Origin of the sequence: Hymenobacter lapidarius (genome assembly GCF_001816145.1) — a bacterium.
GTDB lineage: Bacteria > Bacteroidota > Bacteroidia > Cytophagales > Hymenobacteraceae > Hymenobacter > Hymenobacter lapidarius.
The window spans coordinates 52,312-69,583 of sequence record NZ_MDZB01000092.1 but is presented as its reverse complement, the minus strand read 5'-3'; the positions used below and the strand labels follow the sequence as shown (position 1 = coordinate 69,583).

Here is a 17,272-nt window from a genome sequence, read left to right as displayed (position 1 = left end):
GGGCCCTCGCCTCGCGTTACGAGAAGAACGCCAGTACCTTTCTGGCAATGGTCACGCTAGGAGCCATCCTGATGTGGCTTTAATTGTTCACACGTCCTAATCTGTATTACTCCACCGGAAGTCTTTCCATCAGCAGTGAGTCCGCTTGCACTTAAGCTTAAGTCCCCACTGCTGTATTGAGTGGTCAACACTGGTCCGCCAAATGGGCTTCCAGCGGGCGTCCACGCTTCGCCGTTGACCAGGCAGCCGAAGGTGCGCTGCCCGACTTGGGTTTCGGGCGGGAGTTGGCTGAGCGGGTCTTTGGGGGGTTCGGGCTTCGGGTCGTTGCGTTGGCACGCCGAGCACTGCGTGAGCAGCAGCAGGGCCGAGTAGAGGCAGATTTTGCGGAGCATGGCGGAAAGGGAAATGCTACAGTTTCTTGTCGAAGCGGCCGTTGGTGACGCGCACGCTGTCGCAGCCGGGCTGATAAAGCGTGAAGGCAAATGTGCCTGAGATGATGCCTTGCGTCAGGTCCAGCCGCGTAATAGTGAGTGTGCCCTTTCGGTAGGTAACACGGGGAGGGTCCCCGATGTAGTCACAGGGAGATGGCTTGCCCAAGTCATTGTAGAACACTGAGTTGCTGTTAAGCAAATCAAAGCTGTAAACACCTGCCTGCGTCACGTTAGCTGCCCCGAATGTGATGCCTTGCCGTACCTGATTTGGTTCAACATAGCGGTATGTCTTAACCTGCAAGGCACCCCCTGCATAACCGGGGTCATAACTAACATTGAAGTTGGGTTTCCCATTGTTTCCGTTGGGCGTCCAGGGCTGGCCGTTGAGCAGGCAGCCGAAGGTGTTGGCCCCGGTTTGGGTGGCGGGCGGCAGTTGGTCCGCTGGGCTGGAGTTGTCCTTTTTGCACTGGCTCAGGCCCAGCAGCGCGGCTAGCAACAGGGCAGAATGTCCAGCTTGTTTTTGGGGAAAATCCATGAGGTAGAGCGTAGCCGGATGATGCGTAGAGCTGCTGCATAAGCGCAGCCAATGTGAAGCCACAAGGCCCACTGTATTAATCGCACCGAATGTACGGGTTAAGACGCCCCTACGAAATCAAAAATGTAGAGAAAGTGGACTTCCTGTTTGCCCCTTTCAGAACCAAACAAGCCCACTGAACACCCTGATTCAATAAAATCAGGATTTTTTACGGACTTTTCAGCAGCGGACGGGACTGCGCGAAACGGCACCAGTTGGCGTGCTTTTACCGAAACCAGCCGGCGTACATCTGGTAGTTGGCGGCGGTGCGCTGCAGTCCTTCGCGTTGCGCCTCCGTCACGGGCTTGATTTTTTTGGCGGGCACGCCGGCGTACAAAAAACCCGGCTCGCACACAAAATTCTCCAGCACCACGGCCCCGGCCGCGATGATGCAGCCCGTGCCCACCACGGCGTGGTCCATCACAATGGCGCCCATGCCGATGAGCACGTCGTCCTCCACGGTGCAGCCGTGCACCAGCGCCCGGTGCCCGATGCTCACGCGGCTGCCGATGGTGAGCGGCGCTTGCTGGTAGGTGCAGTGCAGCACCGCGCCGTCCTGCACGTTGGTTTCGTCGCCGATGCGGATGCGGTGCACGTCGCCGCGAATCACGGCCGTGAACCAAACCGTGCATTTCGAGCCGAGGACAACGTCACCGACGATGGTGGCGTTGTCGGCGATAAAGCAGTCGGCCGGGATGGTGGGCATGATGCCGTGAACGGGGAGGATTAGAGCGGGCATGAGCAGTGAGCAGTGAGCAGTGAGCAGTGAGCAGTGAGCAGTGAGCAGTGAGCAGTGAGCAGTGAGCAAAAGAACGTCATGCTGAGCGCAGTCGAAGCATCTCTACCGTATTAGTAATTCAATCGAATGAGTCACTATCGCGGTAGAGATGCTTCGACTGCGCTCAGCATGACGTTCTTTTTTGTTTCTTAACGTCCTTACGCTACTCCAATTAACCGCTTCCACGTGCCTTTTTCCCAGTTGTACTTCAGCGTGCTGGGCAATGCCTGCCAGAAGTATTTGCTGGTTTCCACCGCGAAGCTGGGCTGCATGTAGCAGTTGATGGTACAGCCTTCGCAGGCGGGCAGGCGGCCTTCCAGCGCGGCCAGGCGCTGGGTTTCGGGCGCGTTGTAAAGGTCAAACAGCTTGCCTTCGATGGGGAATTTCTGTTCGCCGAGGTGGTAGCAGGGCAGCACCAGCTCGTTGCTAGGCGAAATGACCAGCGTGGTGCTGGCCGCCCGGCACACCGGCGCGGCTACGTGGTTGCCGCCGTCACGCCGCAGCGCAATGAACGCCTCGTTGAGGTACACACCCTTGCGCTTGCCGAAAGCGGACAGGTAGTCCAGCTCCTCGGGCGTGAGCTGCTCGCCGGTTTCCACGTCGCCGTATTCAAAGGCCGGGTTTAGAATGAGGACCAGGTTGTTGGGCTGGGTGATGTCGCGGTACACGGCCTCCAGGTCCGCCAGGTTTTTGCGGAACACGGTGAAGAGAATGTCCGGCCGCTCGCCCAATTCCTTGGCCACGCGAATGCTTTCGAGCACAAAATCGTAGCAGGCCACGCCCCGGCCCAAGTCGTGCGTATCGCGGTCGGCCGAGTCGAGTGAGAAGTGCAGCATATCGACCAGTCCGCGCAGCTTCTCCGCATTCTTGGGATACAGCAGGCCGTTGGTGGTCACGGTGGTGATGAACCCCATTTCGCGGGCCAGAGCCAGAAACTCCGGCAGTTGCCGGTGCAGCAGCGGCTCGCCGCCCGTGAAGTCCAGCACCGACACCCCCAGCCGCTTGAGGTCGCGCAGGTTCTGCGTCACGTCCTCCAGCGTGATATAGGGCGACGGCTTTTCCCAGATGTCACAAAACGCGCACTTCGCATTGCACCGGTACGTGACGTAGTAATTGCACAGAACAGGATGCTTGACGAGGCGCATGGTGTAAAGGTACAGCCCCCAGAACGTCATGCCCCGGCACGTCATGCTGAGCGCAGCCGAAGCATCTCTACCGCAATAGTAAATAGTTACTCCCGTAGCAGAGATGCTTCGGCAAGCTCAGCATGACGTGCCGGGTATTCTCAGCATGACGTTCGGGGCATTCAACTAGTGTGGTAGCTTGCCCCAGGCGGCGGGGTCCCACTGGCTGGGCGTAGCGGCCAACGCCTCCGCCGTGGCCGCGCCATAGTGCTCCTGGTAGTAGTTGCAAAAGCCCTTGAGGGGGCATCGCGGGCAGTTGGGCTTCAGGAAAAAGCAGATTTGCTGCCCGTGCCAGTAGTTGTGTTTGTGGAAGTTGAAAAGCGTTTCGCCATCGGCGGGCAGCAGGGCCAGCAGCACGCTATGGGCTTTTTCCACCGACACCTTCGGCCCAAGAAAGCCCACGCGCTGGGCCACGCGGTGCACGTGTGCATCCACGGGCAACACCGGCTTGTGGTAGTTGAAGAGCAGCACCAAAGAGGCCGTTTTCAGCCCAATGCCGGGCATATCCGTGAGCCAGGCCATGCCCCGGTCCACCGGCCATTCGGCCAGAAAGTCCAGGTCAAACGCCCCACCCGTCTCGGTCTGAATGCGCCGCAGAATCTCCTGAATGCGTGGCGCCTGGGTGTCGGGCCAGCGCGTGGTCCGGATGGCGTGGGCCAACTCCGCGGTGGGCGCAGCCAGCACGCCAGGCCAGTCGCCGTAGGCTGCCAGCATGCGGTCGTAGGCCAGCTCTTCGTCGGCGTGGGTGGTGCGGTGCGACAGCACCGTGGAGATGAGCTCGCGCATGGGCATGCGGCGCGGCGCGGGCGGCAGGTGGCCGTAGAAAAAATCCAGAATGGCGTGGTCGGCCCAGGCTTTTTCGGCGGCGGGCGAGGCGTAGGTAGCGTCGGGAGCGGGCATGGCCGGTTGTACCGGCCGGCGGGCAGTTAGGTTGTCATTTCAGCTCGGCGGCCGCAATGCTGCGCTCCCACAGCAGGGCGCCCGCGTGGTTGTGCACCGCAATGCGCAGCTGGCGCGTGGCCTGCGGGCCGCTCACGGCCAGCATGGCAAAGTTGCGCTCCGTCACCAGGGTGCCGTCCACGCGGCTAGTGTTGGCTTCGGTGCGCCCGCCGGTGGCCACCCCGCTGGTCAGGGGCGAGCAGGTGAAATCGTAGAGCGGGTACGTGCCCGGGCGTTCTAGCCTGGTGAGCTCGGTGTGGTGGCGGTCGCCGTCGAGAAATACCACGCCGCTGATTTTACGGTTGGCAATGCCCTGCAGCAGGGCGGCCCGCTCCTGCTCGTAGTTGCTGTAATTCTCAAACACCTTGGCCGGGTTCAGCACCTGCCCGCCCACGGCCACCAGCTTGAACGTGGCCTGGCTGGTGGTGAGGGCGTCGAGCAGCCAGGTCAACTGCGCGGGGCCCAGGTAGCTGGCCTCCTTCTGATTGTAGCGATTGGGTGCCCGAAACCACCGGTCGTCGAGCAGAAAAACCTGCACGTCGTACCACTCAAAGGTGCCGCTGATGCCTTGGCCGGCCGCCTGGCCGTAGTTGGGGTTGGCCCAAAAATCCTTGAAAGCCCCCAGGGTAATGTCCTTGCCGGCGTAGCTGCGGTCCGAGTCATTGGTTCCGTAATCGTGGTCGTCCCAGATGGCGTAGTTGTGGGTGCGGGCCAGCAGCGGCTGCATCTCGGGCAGGGCCCGGGAGTGCGAGTAGCGGTGGTAGATGCCGGTGCGCGTGTTCCAATCGGCGGGGCGCAGGTAGGTATTATCACCCAGCCAAAGCATGAAGTCCGGCCGCTGGGCGTCAATGGTCTTGAAGATGTCGTAATTGCCGCCGTAAGCTGACCCCGGCCGGTCATACGCCGGGTCATTCACGTACACGCACGAGCCGAGTGCAAAGCGAAAGTCGGGCGGGTCGCGCTGAAACTGCCACTGGCCCAGGCTCTGAAACTCCAGCGGGTAGGGCCGGGCCACGCGCTGGCCGTTCAGGTACAGGGCGTAGGCGTAGAGCCGGCCGGGCTGCACCTGGTCGGCGAGCAGATGGGCCGTGTAGGCGTGGGTAGCCGTGGCGGCCACGGGCGCCGTGCGCCACCTCACCTGCGGCTTTTCCTTGTCCCAATACTCAATCTGGGCCGTGGCCGGGCCCGTGGCCTGCACCCACAGCGCCACCTCCCGCATTTCCGAATACCCCACCATGGGCCCCGAGCGCAGCAAGCCAGTGGCCGCAGCCCGCCCCTGGGCGGTCTTGGTCTTGGCCGTGGAAGAAACGGCCTTGCGGGGTTGGGCTTCTGCCGCACCCGCAATCAATACTACCCCTGCGGCCAGCCGCAACCAAATAGACAATCTCATGCCCAAATGTACTTGCTGGCCCTGCTGGGTACAGCGGTAGGACCACTACGGACCAAAAAAAAGCCAGCGACCGAAAACGGCCACTGGCTTTTGCAATCTTATGCTAGCGTGCTAGCAACTCATTTTACAGCTGGCCGCGCTTGGCGGCTTTCTGCATTTTCTCGTTGGCGAAGATGGCTACTTCCACGCGGCGGTTGGCTGCTTTACCCGCTACCGAGGTGTTGTCGGCCACGGGCTGGGTCGAGCCGTAGCCCGTCGAAGTGATGCGGGCATCGTCGATGCCCTGGGACGTGATTTCGTTGGCCACAGCACGAGCGCGGCGCTCCGACAGGGGCTGGTTGATGGCGTCCGAACCCGAGCTATCGGTGTGGCCTTCCACCACCACGTTGGTGTCACCATACTTTTTCAGGGTAGCGGCCAACTGGTCGATGTTGCCGGCCGCGGCCGGCGTGAGCGACGACGAGTTGGTGCCGAAAAGAATGCCCGAAGCGAAGGTGATTTTGATGCCTTCGCCCACGCGCTCTACCGTGGCGCCTTCCAGGTCGCGGCGCAGCTCAGCGGCTTGCTTGTCCATACGGCGGCCGATGAGAGCGCCACCGGCACCACCTACGGCAGCACCAATAATAGCACCTTTGGCAGTGCCCGACTTGCCGCCGATGACTCGACCCGCCACGCCACCAGCTACCGCGCCACCCAGGCCGCCAATGAGGCCACCTTTGAGGGTTTTGCTCATCGTGCCTTTGGGGCGAGCAGTGCCTACGGTAGAAGATTGGGCCTGGGCGAAGTTATCAACCATCAGCAACAGGGCCAACAGAAGAGTAAATGACAAACGAAGGAATTTCATGAGTGAAAAAGGGTTTGGTAATGGTTAGCGGCTGGTAAAGATACTGTAGTTAGAAACAGCAGGCCGGCAATTTCGATATTTAGCAACCATCTTGCCAAACTCTTCCAGCCCGACTGCTCTTATGGCTCGACCAACCCCTGTCGCAGCACGGCCAAGTACCAAAAAAGGCCCTCCCGTAGCGGAAGAGCCTTTTTTTGTGGGTTATTGATAAGCCCGCACAGCCCGCGAGAAAATTATTATTTCTTGCGATACTCTTTGTAGCGGGCCGGGTCTTTCTTCTTGTCTCGGTTGCGGCCTATCAGCCCGCCCCCCACAGCGCCCGCAGCACCGCCAATGATGGCGCCTTTGCCGCCCCCGATGATGGCCCCGGTTACGGCGCCCGCGCCGGCACCCACCGTGGCACCTTTGGCCTTGTTGCTCCACCCTTTTTTGGGCGTTTGGGCCTGCACGGCCGAACCAGCCAGCAAAAAGAACGAGAAGACCAGCAGGAAAAACAACTTGAATGGTTTCATGGCGAGTAACAATTAGTAGTGAAAATAATGCTCGTTAAACGCAGCCTCTACCGCCTGAGTTGCACCCTCTTCTGCAGTACTACACGAAAAAAGGCCGCCCAATCGGGCGGCCTTTTTGGTTTCCCACGGCCCGGGCTGCTGCATAGAGCAGCCCGGCGTTGGAAAATGAGAGCTTCAGACTACAAGCGGCCGTCTTCGGCAGCTTTCTTCATCTTCTCGTTGGCATAGATGGCAATTTCTACGCGGCGGTTGGCCTGCTTGCCTTCGGCGGTAGAATTGTCGCCGATGGGCTGCGACGAGCCATAACCCTGCGTAGTCACGCGGCTGGGCGATACGCCTTTGGCGATGGCTTCGCCGGCTACGGCCTGAGCCCGACGCTCTGACAACGGCTGGTTGATGGCATCCGAACCGCTGGCATCGGTGTGGCCTTCCACCAGTACGTTGGTGTCGGGGTACTTCTGGAGCACATCGGCCATCTTGTCGATTTCACTCAGCGAGGCCGGGCGCAGGGTAGACGAGTTGGTGTCGAACAGGATGCCCGAATCGAAGGTAATTTTGATGCCTTCGCCCACGCGCTCTACCTTGGCGTTTTTCATATCGCGCTGCAGGTCTTCGGCGGCTTTGTCCATTTTGCGGCCAATAATGGCACCCGTAGCGCCGCCAGCGGCAGCACCCACAATGGCACCAATGGCAGTGCCTTTGCCGCCGCCAATTACGCGGCCCAGGATGGCACCAGCCGCCGCGCCACTACCGGCGCCAATCAGGCCACCTTTAGCGGTTTTGCTCATACCGGTTTTGCGGGCGCCGGTGCCGTTGTTACCCGAGAGGTCGGGCTGGGTGGTGCCGGCTTGCTGCGACGTTGCGCACGAGCTGAACAACAGCACGAAAGCCATCAGGACGGAAAGAAGAGATTTGGAGGAGTTCATGTGAAAAAAAGAATTGGGTGAAGGTATTTTCGGGCTTATACGGGAAAAACCCGTTCCGGTATCGGAAACGGGCTTTTCAATAAATGTGCCGAATGTTGGAAAAGCAGTCAAAACGTCCTTAATGGGCTTTGATGGGCGTGCGGCGGGCTTCACGCTGCCCGGGCGCAGCGGCCACCACGGGCTGCAGCATGCCCAACAAGTCGGCCAGGCGCTGCTTAAGCTCGCGGCGGTCAACGATGAAATCGAGGAAGCCGTGCTCCAGCACAAACTCGGCGCTCTGGAAGCCCTTGGGCAGGTCCTTGCCAATGGTCTCTTTGATAACCCGCGGGCCGGCGAAGCCAATGAGGGCGCCCGGCTCGGCAATGTTAAAGTCGCCCAGCATGGCAAACGACGCCGTGACGCCGCCCGTAGTGGGGTCCGTGAGCAGGCTCACGTAGGGCACGCCGGCTTCGGAGAGCAGCGCCAGCTTGGCCGAGGTCTTGGCCATTTGCATCAGCGAGTAGCCGGCCTCCATCATGCGGGCGCCGCCGGAGCGCGAAATCATCAGGAACGGCGTGCGGTTTTGGCGGGCGTAGTCAATGGCGCGGGCAATTTTCTCGCCCACCACCGAGCCCATCGAGCCGCCAATGAATTTGAAATCCATGGCCGCCACCACCAGCGGCTGGCCCGTGGACAGGCCGTGGGCGGTGCGCACGGCATCTTTCAGGCCCGTGTTGTGCTCCGTGGCCACCAGGCGCTTGGGGTACTCCTTGGTGTCGACAAACCGCAGCGGGTCGCCCGAGGTCAGGTTGGCGTCGAGCTCGGTGAATTGGCCGTCATCGAAGAGAAATTCGAAGTAGTCGGCGGCGTCAATCCGGTCGTGATGAGTGCAGGAGCCGCACACGCAGCGGTGGCGCTTGTGCTCGGCCATGGTCACCACGGTTTTGCATTCCGGACACTTGTGCCAGAGGCCGTCGGGGGTCTCCTTTTTTTGGTCGGTGGGGGTAACGATGCCCTTTTCTACGCGCTTAAACCAGGCCATATTGTTAGCTGATGGCTGATAGCTGTTCGCTATTAGCTTTATTTTGAAGGGAAGACCGCAAGCCAAAGGCCTGTCGGGCCGAATGAAAACCGGGCGCCAAAGATAAGCCATATCCGACGCCGGGCTTGCGAAACGCGGCCCGGCCCTGCCGGACCGCTGCCTGCCTACGCCAGGGTAATGCTTTCGTCTAGGTACACGTCCTGAATGGCATTGAGCAATTGTACGCCCTCGGCAAAGGGCCGCTGGAAAGCTTTGCGGCCCGAAATCAGGCCCTGCCCGCCGGCGCGCTTGTTCACAATGGCCGTCCGGATGGCCGCTTCCAGGTCGCCTTGGCCCAGGCTTTCGCCGCCGGAGTTGATGAGGCCGATGCGGCCGGAATAGCAATTCAACACCTGGTAGCGGGTGAGGTCGATGGGGTGGTCAGTGCTGAGGGTTTCGTACATCGACGGGAACGTCTTGCCAAACTTCAGCGCCGAGAAGCCGCCGTTATTTTCGGGCAGCTTCTGCTTGATGATGTCGGCGCCCATGGTCACGCCCAGGTGGTTGGCCTGCCCGGTGAGGTCGGCCGCCACATGAAAATCCTTCGCAGCGGTTTTGAAGGCGTTGTTGCGGGTGTAGCACCAGAGCACGGTGGCCATGCCCAGCCGGTGGGCCTCCTCAAACGCTTCGGTTACTTCCGTAATCTGCCGGTTGCTGTCTTCCGAGCCAAAATACACCGTGGCTCCCACGGCCGTAGCGCCCAGGTCCCAGGCCTGCCGCACCGACCCAAACAGTATCTGGTTGAATTTATTGGGGTAGGTCAGCAGCTCATTGTGGTTGATTTTGACCAGAAACGGGATTTTGTGGGCGTATTTGCGGGCCACTGTCCCGAAAGTGCCGAAGGTGGTGGCCACCGCGTTGCAGCCACCCTCAATGGCCAGCCGGAGAATGTTTTCGGGGTCGAAATACATTGGGTTGGGGCCAAACGACGCGCCCGCCGTGTGCTCAATGCCCTGGTCTACGGGCAGGATGCTCACGTAGCCGGTGCCGGCCAGGCGGCCGTGGCCGTAGAGCGCGCCCAGGCTGCGCAGCACCTGCGGCGTGCGGCTGCCGGGCACAAAGCAGCGGTCCAGAAAATCGGGGCCAGGTGCGTGAATCAGGTCCTTGCTTACCACGCATTGGTGAGTGAGCAGGGCTTCGTTTTCGGGGCTCAAAGTCAGGGTGGAGGCCATTCAGAAAGAGCGGGGTGGGGATGGAAGACGGCCAGCCGCAGCCAGCCGGGGAAGCAAGCAAATATAGGCCGAAAAGTACCGGGCAAATTGACCTGCAGAGGCGGTGGCAGCGCGCCAAGCGCTACCTTGCTCCACCAAACACGGCCGGATAGTCCGGCTGCCGAGGACTGGTCCGTTGCCTCTCTTTATCCCGTGAAAAACTTCTCCCCCGCCCTGCTGGCCCTTTCCCTGCTCGCCGCGCCCGCCCTCAACGGCTGCGTGACGGCCAAAAAGTACGACGACCTGAGCGCCCGCCAGCGAGCCGACGCCGACGGCAAAGCCGCCGCCGAGCGCCAGTACCGCGGCGCCACCGCCGAACTGCAGAAAGCCACCGACGAGCTGGCCCAGCTGCGCCTCACCCAGAAGCGCCTCGTCACCGACTCGACCGAAACCGGTGCCGCCTACCGCAAAACCCGCACGCTCTACAACCAGCTCAACAGCAGCTTCGAGAAGCTGCTCAAAAACAGTGACCGCGAGCTGGCTAACAAGTCCTCGGACTACAACAAGGTGGCCCAGGACCTGGCCCGCCGCGAAGCCGAGCTGGGCACGCTGGACGTGTCGCTGCAAAAAAGTAAAGCCGAAAACGACCGCCTCGCCGCCGACCTCAAGGGCCGCGAAGCCCGCCTCACGGAGCTTACCAAAGCCTTGGCCGACAAGGACAAGGCCGTAGACGACCTGAAGGCCCGCGTGAGCAAGGCCCTGCTCAGCTTCAACAGCAGCGACCTGCAAGTGAAGCTGAAAGACGGCAAGGTGTACGTGTCGCTCTCCGAGCAGCTGCTGTTCAAGTCGGGTTCCACCAAAGTGGACCCCAAAGGCCAGGAAGCCCTGAAAACCCTCGCCGCCGTGCTGCAGGAGCAGAAAGACGTGAACGTGGTGGTAGAAGGCCACACCGACTCCGTGCCCATTGCGCGCGGCACCGCCGGCATGACCGATAACTGGGACCTGAGCGCCCTGCGGGCCACCGAAATTGCCCGCCTGCTCACCACGGCCGGCGTGGCTCCGGAGCGCGTCACGGCTTCGGGCCGCGGCAAGTACGTGCCGGTAGCGGCCAACGACACGCCTGCTAATAAGGCCCTGAACCGCCGCACCGAAATCATCCTGACGCCGAAACTCGACGAGCTGTTTAAGATTCTGGACAGCTCCTCAGCCACGCCGGCCACGAGCAGGTAAGACGCTGGCATCCGAACAAAAAGAAGGCCCGTGCTGCGTAGCACGGGCCTTCTTTTTGGGCTTCACTATGATGTGCCTGTTGGCTACAGCAGCGTGAAGTTGAGGCGGGCAAAGTAGTAGCCGCCGTTGAAGCCAAACTGGTTGGCGTTGTACACGAAGCGGTTGCGGTTGGTGTTGTCGAGGCCGGAGCTGAAGCTCGTGGCCGGGTCCACCGAGAAGTTGTTGGGGTTGTTGCGGGGATGCAGGCGGAACTTGTCGGGGTACACGTCGAACAGGTTGTTGGCCCCGATGGTGATGCCGAGCTGCTTGATTACCTGGGCGCTGATGGACAAGTCGGTAATCCATTTGGCCGCAAACGTTTGGTCGACGAGGGCGGCGCGGGCTGGGTCGGCGTCGCGGAACTTTACCTCGCCAAACCGCACGGTGCGCAGCTCGACGCCAAAGATGCCGTAGCCGTAGTTGGCGGCCAGGTTGATTTTGCTGCGGGGCTGGGCCGACTCGATGCGGGTGCGCTGCTGGCGGTCGAACAAGGTGTTTTGCAGGCTGGCGTTTTCGTTGATGGTGCTGGACGACGTGTTGAGGCCGCGCACTTTCGTTTCGGTGAAGTTGGCGGCCACCGTGAAGCCCAGGCGGCTGGTGCCCAGCGTGAGGCGCTCGTTGGCCACGATGTCGATGCCACGGGTGCGGGTGTTGATGGCGTTGGCGAAGAACTGCACGCGGCTCACGTCGCGGCCGGCCAGAATCTGGTCAATCGCCGTGACCGGAGGCGTGTTGGCGGCGTTGGTTTTGGCAAACTGCGACGAGAGCACAATGCGGTCGTCGATGTCGATTTGGTAGGCGTCCACGGTCAGGGTGAGGGTACTCGCCACGCGGGCGGTGATGCCCAGGCTGTAGTTCACCGATTTTTCCTGCTTGAGGGGCCCCACGCCAAAGCCCTTCTGGCCCGCGTTATTGAAGCTGTTGCGCACAATGGGGTCGTCGTTGTTCACGGTGAGCACCTGGTTGGCAATGCCGCTCACGAACTGGGTGCTGGTGTTGGTGAAGTACCGCTGCTGCAGCGACGGCGCCCGGAAGCCGTTGCCCACCGAGCCGCGCACGGCCAGCCCGTCGAGGATGCTGTAGCGGCCGGCCACCTGCCCGCTCACGTTCGAGCCAAAGTCGCTGTAGTTTTCGGCGCGGCCGGCCACGCGCAGCAGCAGCTTCTCGGTAATGTCGCTTTCCAGGTCTACGTAGCCGGCCACGTTGGAGCGCGAGCGGTCCACTTCGTCGCTAGGCTGGTAGCCCGGAAATACCTGCGCGCCCGAGGCCGTGGGCGCCCCGTTGGGGTTGGTCGGGGTCACGTTGATGCGGCGGCCGCCGTTGATGTAGGAATTGGGCTCGCCGGCACCAATCTGGAACCGGTCGACGCGGTATTCACCGCCAAATGCCACGTTGAGCGTAGCCAGCGGCCCAATGCCGGTGAACTTGCGCGACAAGCCCAGGTTGGTGGTGTTTTGGCTGAAGTTCAGCTTGCCGGCGTAAAATTCAGTGGGGTTACGCACGCCCGACGTCTGCGGCAACGAGGCATTGATGGTGTTGCTGATGTCGAAGCTCAGCTCGTTGCGGCCGTAGGTATTGCTCAGGTCGGCGGCAAAGCCGCCGATGGTGGCGCGCAGGCCCGTGATGGCCGACTGGTCGTCGATGGTGGTGTTGATGAACGGCAGGAAGCCGTTGGGGAAGATGGACAGGTCGCTCTGCGCGGCCTGATTGGCCAGGCGGTAGAAGCCGGCGGCCTTGCCGGTACGGTGCGTCACGCCCCCCGAAACGTAGGCTTCGATGCCGCCGCCAAGGCGGTAGGCCGCGTTCACGAAGCCCCCGAAGTTGCGGGACTCCGAATTGCCCACGCGCATGTTCTTGCGGTCGAAGCCGCGCTCGCGCACCAGGGCATCGTCCTGCGCCTTGAGGTCGCGGCGCAGCTGCTCGGTGTTGGCGCTGGCGGGGTAGTTGCCGCCACTATTGCCCAGAAACATGAGCGGAGCCGTGTCTTCGAAAGTGCGGTTGGTGTAGCCGCGGTTCAGAAACTGCCCGCTTACGTCCACGAAGCCACGGCCGCCCAGGCCAATGCCCACGTTGGCATCGCCCTGGAACACGCGGCCGTCGCCCTCGTAGGTCTGGCCGCCGGTGGCGCTGGCCGTCACGCCGGTCGAGTCGTCTTTGAGCTGAATGTTGATAACGCCGGCAATGGCGTCGGAGCCGTAGAGCGCCGCCGCGCCTTCGCGCAGCACCTCAATGCGCTTGATGGACGCCAGGGGAATGACGTTGAGGTCGGTGCCCACGGAGCCGCGGCCCACCGTGCCGTTGATGTTGACCAGCGCCGAGTTGTGGCGGCGCTTGCCGTTCACCAGCACCAGTACCTGGTCGGGGCCCAGGCCGCGCAGGCTGGCGGGGTCCACGTGGTCGGTGCCGTCGGAAATGGCCTGGCGCGACGACTGGAACGAGGGCGCCGCGTAGGTGAGCACCTGCGACACGTCGGTTTGGGCGAAGGCCTTAATTTCGCGGGCCGAAATCACATCGACCGGGGCCGTGGTGAGGATGTTGGAGCGGCCTTCAGTAGCGCGGGAGCCGGTCACCACCACTTCGTTGAGGTCCTGCGCAGCGGTTACCAGGCGCACGTTGACAATGCCGCGGCCGTTCACCGGAATCTGCTGGGTTGCAAAGCCGATGGCCTGCACCGTGAGGACGGCATCGGGCTTCACCGAGAGCGAAAACTCGCCGTTGCCGCCCGTGGAAGTGCCGTTGGAGGTGCCGCGTTCGAGCACCGTGGAGCCCGGCAGGGCCTCGCCAGATGCGCCCGTCACCCGGCCGGTCACGTTCACGTTCTGGGCATGAGCGGCCAGTCCGCTCAGCATTAATAACAACATTAGTAACAGGTTTTTCATGAGGGACAGGGTTGGTGAAAAAATGTATTGAAGTGTTAATTACCTGAAAATGTTTTAATAATATATTAAATATATTTAGAACGGCAGACACTCCTGCTTTCGCACACCGCACTCGGGGCGCAACAGCCCGCATTCGGGGTTTCCGAAAATACAAAAAACCGGGTCGCCTGAGCCCATTATTGCGCTTCGCAACCACAGCGGCACCGTTCTTCGACCTGAAACCGTGGTGGCCAGTTGGTGTTGGCCTGCGGTTTTGTGGTTCGCGGCTAATAGCGCGAGCTGGCCCGGCAGGCGCTCTGGATTCCCTCTTATTATGCTATGGAATAGCTACTTAAAAAGTTGCCCGTAGCAAGCGCAGGCTCCGGGCTTGCCTATGCGCCACCACTTAAAAAAAGCTCACTTCCTACTACTCAGCACCGCGCGGCCGTTAGAAATCCGCCTTCACTCCCAGCGCCAAGGTGAGGATTTTCCCAAAGCCCAAGCCGCCTTTCAGGTTGCCAAAGAAACTGGCTATGTACAGGTCGTTGGTGCCCAGCTCGTAGTAGGCCGAGAGCCTGCGGGGCTGCCCCGTGGCCGCCAGTGGCGGCGCCAGATACGTAACCCGGCCGCCCAGCAGGGGCCCCACCCGGGTGTTCCTCGAAAACCAGTAGTAGTCCCTGGGATACTGGCCCCGCACCCCGTCGTTGATGATGCCGTGCGCATAGCTGACGTACGCGCCCACCGTCAGGGGCAGCACCTGCACCTTGGGGGCCACTTGCAGGCGGTACGGCGAGTACATGACTTTGAGCGACGCTACGCTGAGGGTGGAGCCGGCGTATTTCCGGGGTACGTAGCCGAGCAGCACATCGGTTTCGAGGCGGTTTTTGGCCAGCGCGTAGCCTGCGCCGGCGGCTACCTGGCCCAGGCCGCCGCCGGTTTGCAGCAGCAGGTGGGTGGGCCGCCACCACTTGCGGGGAGCGGGAGGCACGGCAGCGGCACTGGTATCGGGCAGGGTGGCCGCGTGGGCTCCCAGCCCAGGCAGCAGCAGGACGGCAAGTAAGAAGCGTTTCATTAGAACTCGACTCGTTTGATGCGAAACTGCCGGTCGCCCCACATGGTCACCACCACGTAGGAATGCTCGGAAAAGGCGTCGGAATTGACATAGGTCACGCCGTCGTCGTAGTATTCGCCGATGCGGTAGGCGTGGTTGTGGCCGCTCAGGCCCAGCACCACGTTGGGGGCAGTGCCCAGGGCGCGCGCGAAGGGGATTTCCAGCGTGGGGTCGAAGTCGGAGTTGTCGGGCGGCACGTGCGCCATCACCACCTGCCGCCGGGCCCCGTCGAGGCTGGCGAGCTGGGTTTGCAGCCAGTTTATGTCCGGCACCTGGTGGTTGAAATTGTACTCGCGGCTATTGGTGTCGATGAGCACAAACTTGGTATCGCCGTACACGAAGGAGTAGTTCAGCGGTCCGTAGACGTGCTGGTAGGCTTCGCGGCCGTTGCCCACCAGGTCGTGGTTGCCCACCACGGTCAGGTACGGCACCTTGAGGCGGCGCAGCTTCTCGTCCACCCAGCGCAGTTCACGGGCCAGCCCGAAATCGGAAATATCGCCGGCTACGAACAGAAACGAGATGCCCGGCTGTTGATTCACGCTTTTCACAAGCTCCTCGGCTTCATCGTAGAATTTCTGCGAATCGCCGGTGAACACAAACCGCAGGGTGTCGCCGGCAGCCAGGGGCCGGGCTTGCAGCTTGGCCAGGTTTTTCTCGGTGAGGCGGGTGAACTCCTCCGGCACGCGGTGGTCGCTGGGGCTGAATTCCAGCATATCGCAGCCGGCCAGTCCCAGCAGGGCCACAACGGGCACTATGCGGAACCACCGGCGCAGGGTAGTAGGTGAGCGCATAAAAATAACACCGGCACAGAACCGGGAAGCACAGTAAATAATACCAGTAACGACTTCCCGCTACTGCTGGTTTGGAAACAGAATTCTTATTTGCACGCGCCCTTTGTGTCAACTCATTTCCAGCACGTGCACAGGAAGTCCAGGAAGCACCAGCCCCCCAGACAATCATAGGCGCATTAGCCCCCGAATTACTTTACTGACATCACGCAGTGGTAGGGCGGGCATGCAACCGCGCAACAGCAGCTACTTCACTTCAAATACCACGTCGTATACCGCCTGCACCTTGATTTTGCGCAGGTTGGGAGTGGCTATGTCGCCGCCGCTGCCATCGCCGCCGGCCTTGTTTTTCGATGCGTAAGCGGCTGTGCGAAATTCGGCGAGTTGGCTGTCGCCGGCGTTGTAAGGCAGGACCTCTACGGCTGTTACCACGTTGCCCAACTGCCCGCCGGCTTGCTTCACCACAATTTGTGCTTTCTGGCGGGCGGCGGCGGCGGCCCGGCCGGCTACCTCCAGCTTAGTGGCGTCCATCCGGCTGCTTTCCAGGTTAACCACCCGCAGGTTGTCGGCGCCGGTCTGCACCAGCTGGGGAATCAGGCTGTTCAGGATTTTGGGGTTATCCAACGTCAGGCGGTAGACTTTGATGAGGGCTACGGTGGCGTTGACGGTTTTTGACATGCCGCCGTAGCCGCTGGCACTCAGTTCTTCCAGCACCAGTTTTTCAGGCGCGATGCCGGCCTGTTTCAGCACTTGCTGCAGGCCTTGCTCCTGCTCCTGGGTGCGGCCGCTTTCTTTCACGTTGTCCGAAAACCGGTACGTGAGCAGCAAATCCAACCTTTCGGGGTCCAGCTCCTGCTCGGCCGTGCCGCGCACCATGATGGTATGAGCCAGCGAAGGCGCCACCGCCTGAGCGGCCGAAAGGTGCGCAAGTGGTAGAAATAGCAGAAAAAGGCAACGCATATTAAGCGGAATTAGGCGTGAAGTCGGGGCTAAATGTAAAAGCCGGGGGCCATTCACAACGGCAGTCCGGCGTTTTTCATATAAATCCAGTCCGCAAGTCGCCCCATCAGCCCACGGCAGCCATCCATTAAAGACCTGACCCTACAGGGACCTCCCCAACCCTTCACTTCACAAGCTCAGCAGTTCCCGGAGGCGCACCGACTGCTGGTGCGACACTGCCACCACTTCGGCGCCGCCGCGCAGGGTCAGGCGCAGGCTGTGGCTGAACCAAGGCTCGACGCCGGCCACGAAATTCAGGTTGACAATCTGCTGGCGGTTGGCCCGAAAAACACTTTGGGGTCGAAGCGGGCTTCGGGCTGGGCCAGCGTGCGTGGAATTGTGCGGGCGGTGCTGGTCGAAGTAAATCTGGGTGTAGCTGCCGTTGATTTTGAAGAGGCGCACCTCGGCCAGCCGCACAAACCTACCCCCGCCCCTACCGGCCCCAAAGGCATTTCCTG

The 17,272-nt window shown here is 61.5% G+C and carries 17 protein-coding genes; 1 reads left to right on the top strand and 16 read right to left on the bottom strand.

Annotation, left to right across the window (positions count from 1 at the left end; genetic code table 11):
• Positions 1-56: 56 nt before the first annotated feature.
• From BEN47_RS23080 to BEN47_RS06870, 11 genes are all read right to left on the bottom strand, one after another.
• Positions 57-392, bottom strand: coding sequence for a Riean_0653 family protein (locus BEN47_RS23080; RefSeq protein ID WP_498365941.1), 336 nt, complete (start codon positions 390-392; stop codon positions 57-59).
• A gap of 16 nt (positions 393-408) precedes the next feature.
• Positions 409-966 (bottom strand): Riean_0653 family protein, encoded by a 558-nt coding sequence (locus tag BEN47_RS06915; protein ID WP_070726600.1) that lies wholly within the window; start codon positions 964-966, stop codon positions 409-411.
• 265 nt (positions 967-1,231) lie between these two features.
• Complete coding sequence (locus tag BEN47_RS06910) at positions 1,232-1,744, bottom strand: gamma carbonic anhydrase family protein (protein ID WP_070726599.1); 513 nt, start codon at positions 1,742-1,744, stop codon at positions 1,232-1,234.
• Between the two features lie 197 nt (positions 1,745-1,941).
• On the bottom strand, positions 1,942-2,928 hold the full coding sequence (locus tag BEN47_RS06905; RefSeq protein WP_070726620.1) for a radical SAM protein: 987 nt from the start codon (positions 2,926-2,928) through the stop codon (positions 1,942-1,944).
• A 165-nt stretch (positions 2,929-3,093) separates the two neighbouring features.
• Positions 3,094-3,867, bottom strand: a complete 774-nt coding sequence (locus tag BEN47_RS06900) for an endonuclease III domain-containing protein (protein WP_070726597.1) — start codon at positions 3,865-3,867, stop codon at positions 3,094-3,096.
• A gap of 34 nt (positions 3,868-3,901) precedes the next feature.
• Positions 3,902-5,296: an alkaline phosphatase D family protein gene (locus BEN47_RS06895; protein WP_070726595.1), complete on the bottom strand. Its 1,395-nt coding sequence runs from the start codon at positions 5,294-5,296 to the stop codon at positions 3,902-3,904.
• Between the two features lie 124 nt (positions 5,297-5,420).
• Positions 5,421-6,140, bottom strand: a complete 720-nt coding sequence (locus BEN47_RS06890) for a YiaD family glycine zipper/OmpA-like lipoprotein (RefSeq protein WP_239691525.1) — start codon at positions 6,138-6,140, stop codon at positions 5,421-5,423.
• A gap of 236 nt (positions 6,141-6,376) precedes the next feature.
• A complete protein-coding gene (locus tag BEN47_RS06885; protein WP_070726593.1) occupies positions 6,377-6,652 on the bottom strand; it encodes a YMGG-like glycine zipper-containing protein in 276 nt (91 codons plus the stop codon).
• Between the two features lie 179 nt (positions 6,653-6,831).
• On the bottom strand, positions 6,832-7,578 hold the full coding sequence (locus BEN47_RS06880; RefSeq protein ID WP_193427133.1) for a YiaD family glycine zipper/OmpA-like lipoprotein: 747 nt from the start codon (positions 7,576-7,578) through the stop codon (positions 6,832-6,834).
• Positions 7,579-7,696: 118 nt separating this feature from the next.
• Complete coding sequence (gene accD, locus BEN47_RS06875) at positions 7,697-8,599, bottom strand: acetyl-CoA carboxylase, carboxyltransferase subunit beta (protein ID WP_070726590.1); 903 nt, start codon at positions 8,597-8,599, stop codon at positions 7,697-7,699.
• A gap of 164 nt (positions 8,600-8,763) precedes the next feature.
• Positions 8,764-9,810 carry a class I fructose-bisphosphate aldolase gene (locus BEN47_RS06870; RefSeq protein WP_070726588.1) on the bottom strand — a complete coding sequence of 349 codons (1,047 nt, stop codon included), beginning with the start codon at positions 9,808-9,810 and terminating at the stop codon, positions 8,764-8,766.
• Positions 9,811-10,002: 192 nt separating this feature from the next.
• Here BEN47_RS06870 and BEN47_RS06865 point away from each other — a divergent pair, with 192 nt between their 5' ends.
• Entirely contained in the window at positions 10,003-11,019 is a 1,017-nt protein-coding gene (locus tag BEN47_RS06865) for an OmpA family protein (protein WP_070726585.1), read from the top strand.
• Positions 11,020-11,102: 83 nt separating this feature from the next.
• On the opposite strand, the gene BEN47_RS06860 is transcribed toward BEN47_RS06865, so the two are convergent.
• From BEN47_RS06860 to BEN47_RS06840, 5 genes are all read right to left on the bottom strand, one after another.
• Positions 11,103-13,937: a TonB-dependent receptor gene (locus BEN47_RS06860; protein ID WP_070726582.1), complete on the bottom strand. Its 2,835-nt coding sequence runs from the start codon at positions 13,935-13,937 to the stop codon at positions 11,103-11,105.
• 427 nt (positions 13,938-14,364) lie between these two features.
• On the bottom strand, positions 14,365-14,988 hold the full coding sequence (locus BEN47_RS06855; protein WP_070726580.1) for a hypothetical protein: 624 nt from the start codon (positions 14,986-14,988) through the stop codon (positions 14,365-14,367).
• The gene (locus BEN47_RS06850; protein ID WP_070726578.1) at positions 14,988-15,818 is read right to left on the bottom strand and encodes a metallophosphoesterase family protein; all 831 of its coding nucleotides are present in this window, start codon (positions 15,816-15,818) and stop codon (positions 14,988-14,990) included. Before BEN47_RS06850 ends, BEN47_RS06855 begins: the two co-directional genes overlap by 1 nt.
• A 243-nt stretch (positions 15,819-16,061) precedes the next feature.
• A complete protein-coding gene (locus BEN47_RS06845; protein ID WP_083322193.1) occupies positions 16,062-16,775 on the bottom strand; it encodes an SIMPL domain-containing protein in 714 nt (237 codons plus the stop codon).
• A 168-nt stretch (positions 16,776-16,943) separates the two neighbouring features.
• Complete coding sequence (locus BEN47_RS06840; RefSeq protein ID WP_070726574.1) at positions 16,944-17,231, bottom strand: LytTR family DNA-binding domain-containing protein; 288 nt, start codon at positions 17,229-17,231, stop codon at positions 16,944-16,946.
• Between the last annotated feature and the right edge of the window lie 41 nt (positions 17,232-17,272).

Coding starts and splice junctions, on each gene's coding strand:
- BEN47_RS23080 (WP_498365941.1), bottom strand. CDS start 392: ATGCTCCGCAAAATCTGCCTCTACTCGGCCCTGCTGCTGCTCACGCAG.
- BEN47_RS06915 (WP_070726600.1), bottom strand. CDS start 966: ATGGATTTTCCCCAAAAACAAGCTGGACATTCTGCCCTGTTGCTAGCC.
- BEN47_RS06910 (WP_070726599.1), bottom strand. CDS start 1,744: ATGCCCGCTCTAATCCTCCCCGTTCACGGCATCATGCCCACCATCCCG.
- BEN47_RS06905 (WP_070726620.1), bottom strand. CDS start 2,928: ATGCGCCTCGTCAAGCATCCTGTTCTGTGCAATTACTACGTCACGTAC.
- BEN47_RS06900 (WP_070726597.1), bottom strand. CDS start 3,867: ATGCCCGCTCCCGACGCTACCTACGCCTCGCCCGCCGCCGAAAAAGCC.
- BEN47_RS06895 (WP_070726595.1), bottom strand. CDS start 5,296: ATGAGATTGTCTATTTGGTTGCGGCTGGCCGCAGGGGTAGTATTGATT.
- BEN47_RS06890 (WP_239691525.1), bottom strand. CDS start 6,140: ATGAAATTCCTTCGTTTGTCATTTACTCTTCTGTTGGCCCTGTTGCTG.
- BEN47_RS06885 (WP_070726593.1), bottom strand. CDS start 6,652: ATGAAACCATTCAAGTTGTTTTTCCTGCTGGTCTTCTCGTTCTTTTTG.
- BEN47_RS06880 (WP_193427133.1), bottom strand. CDS start 7,578: ATGAACTCCTCCAAATCTCTTCTTTCCGTCCTGATGGCTTTCGTGCTG.
- accD (WP_070726590.1), bottom strand. CDS start 8,599: ATGGCCTGGTTTAAGCGCGTAGAAAAGGGCATCGTTACCCCCACCGAC.
- BEN47_RS06870 (WP_070726588.1), bottom strand. CDS start 9,810: ATGGCCTCCACCCTGACTTTGAGCCCCGAAAACGAAGCCCTGCTCACT.
- BEN47_RS06860 (WP_070726582.1), bottom strand. CDS start 13,937: ATGAAAAACCTGTTACTAATGTTGTTATTAATGCTGAGCGGACTGGCC.
- BEN47_RS06855 (WP_070726580.1), bottom strand. CDS start 14,988: ATGAAACGCTTCTTACTTGCCGTCCTGCTGCTGCCTGGGCTGGGAGCC.
- BEN47_RS06850 (WP_070726578.1), bottom strand. CDS start 15,818: ATGCGCTCACCTACTACCCTGCGCCGGTGGTTCCGCATAGTGCCCGTT.
- BEN47_RS06845 (WP_083322193.1), bottom strand. CDS start 16,775: ATGCGTTGCCTTTTTCTGCTATTTCTACCACTTGCGCACCTTTCGGCC.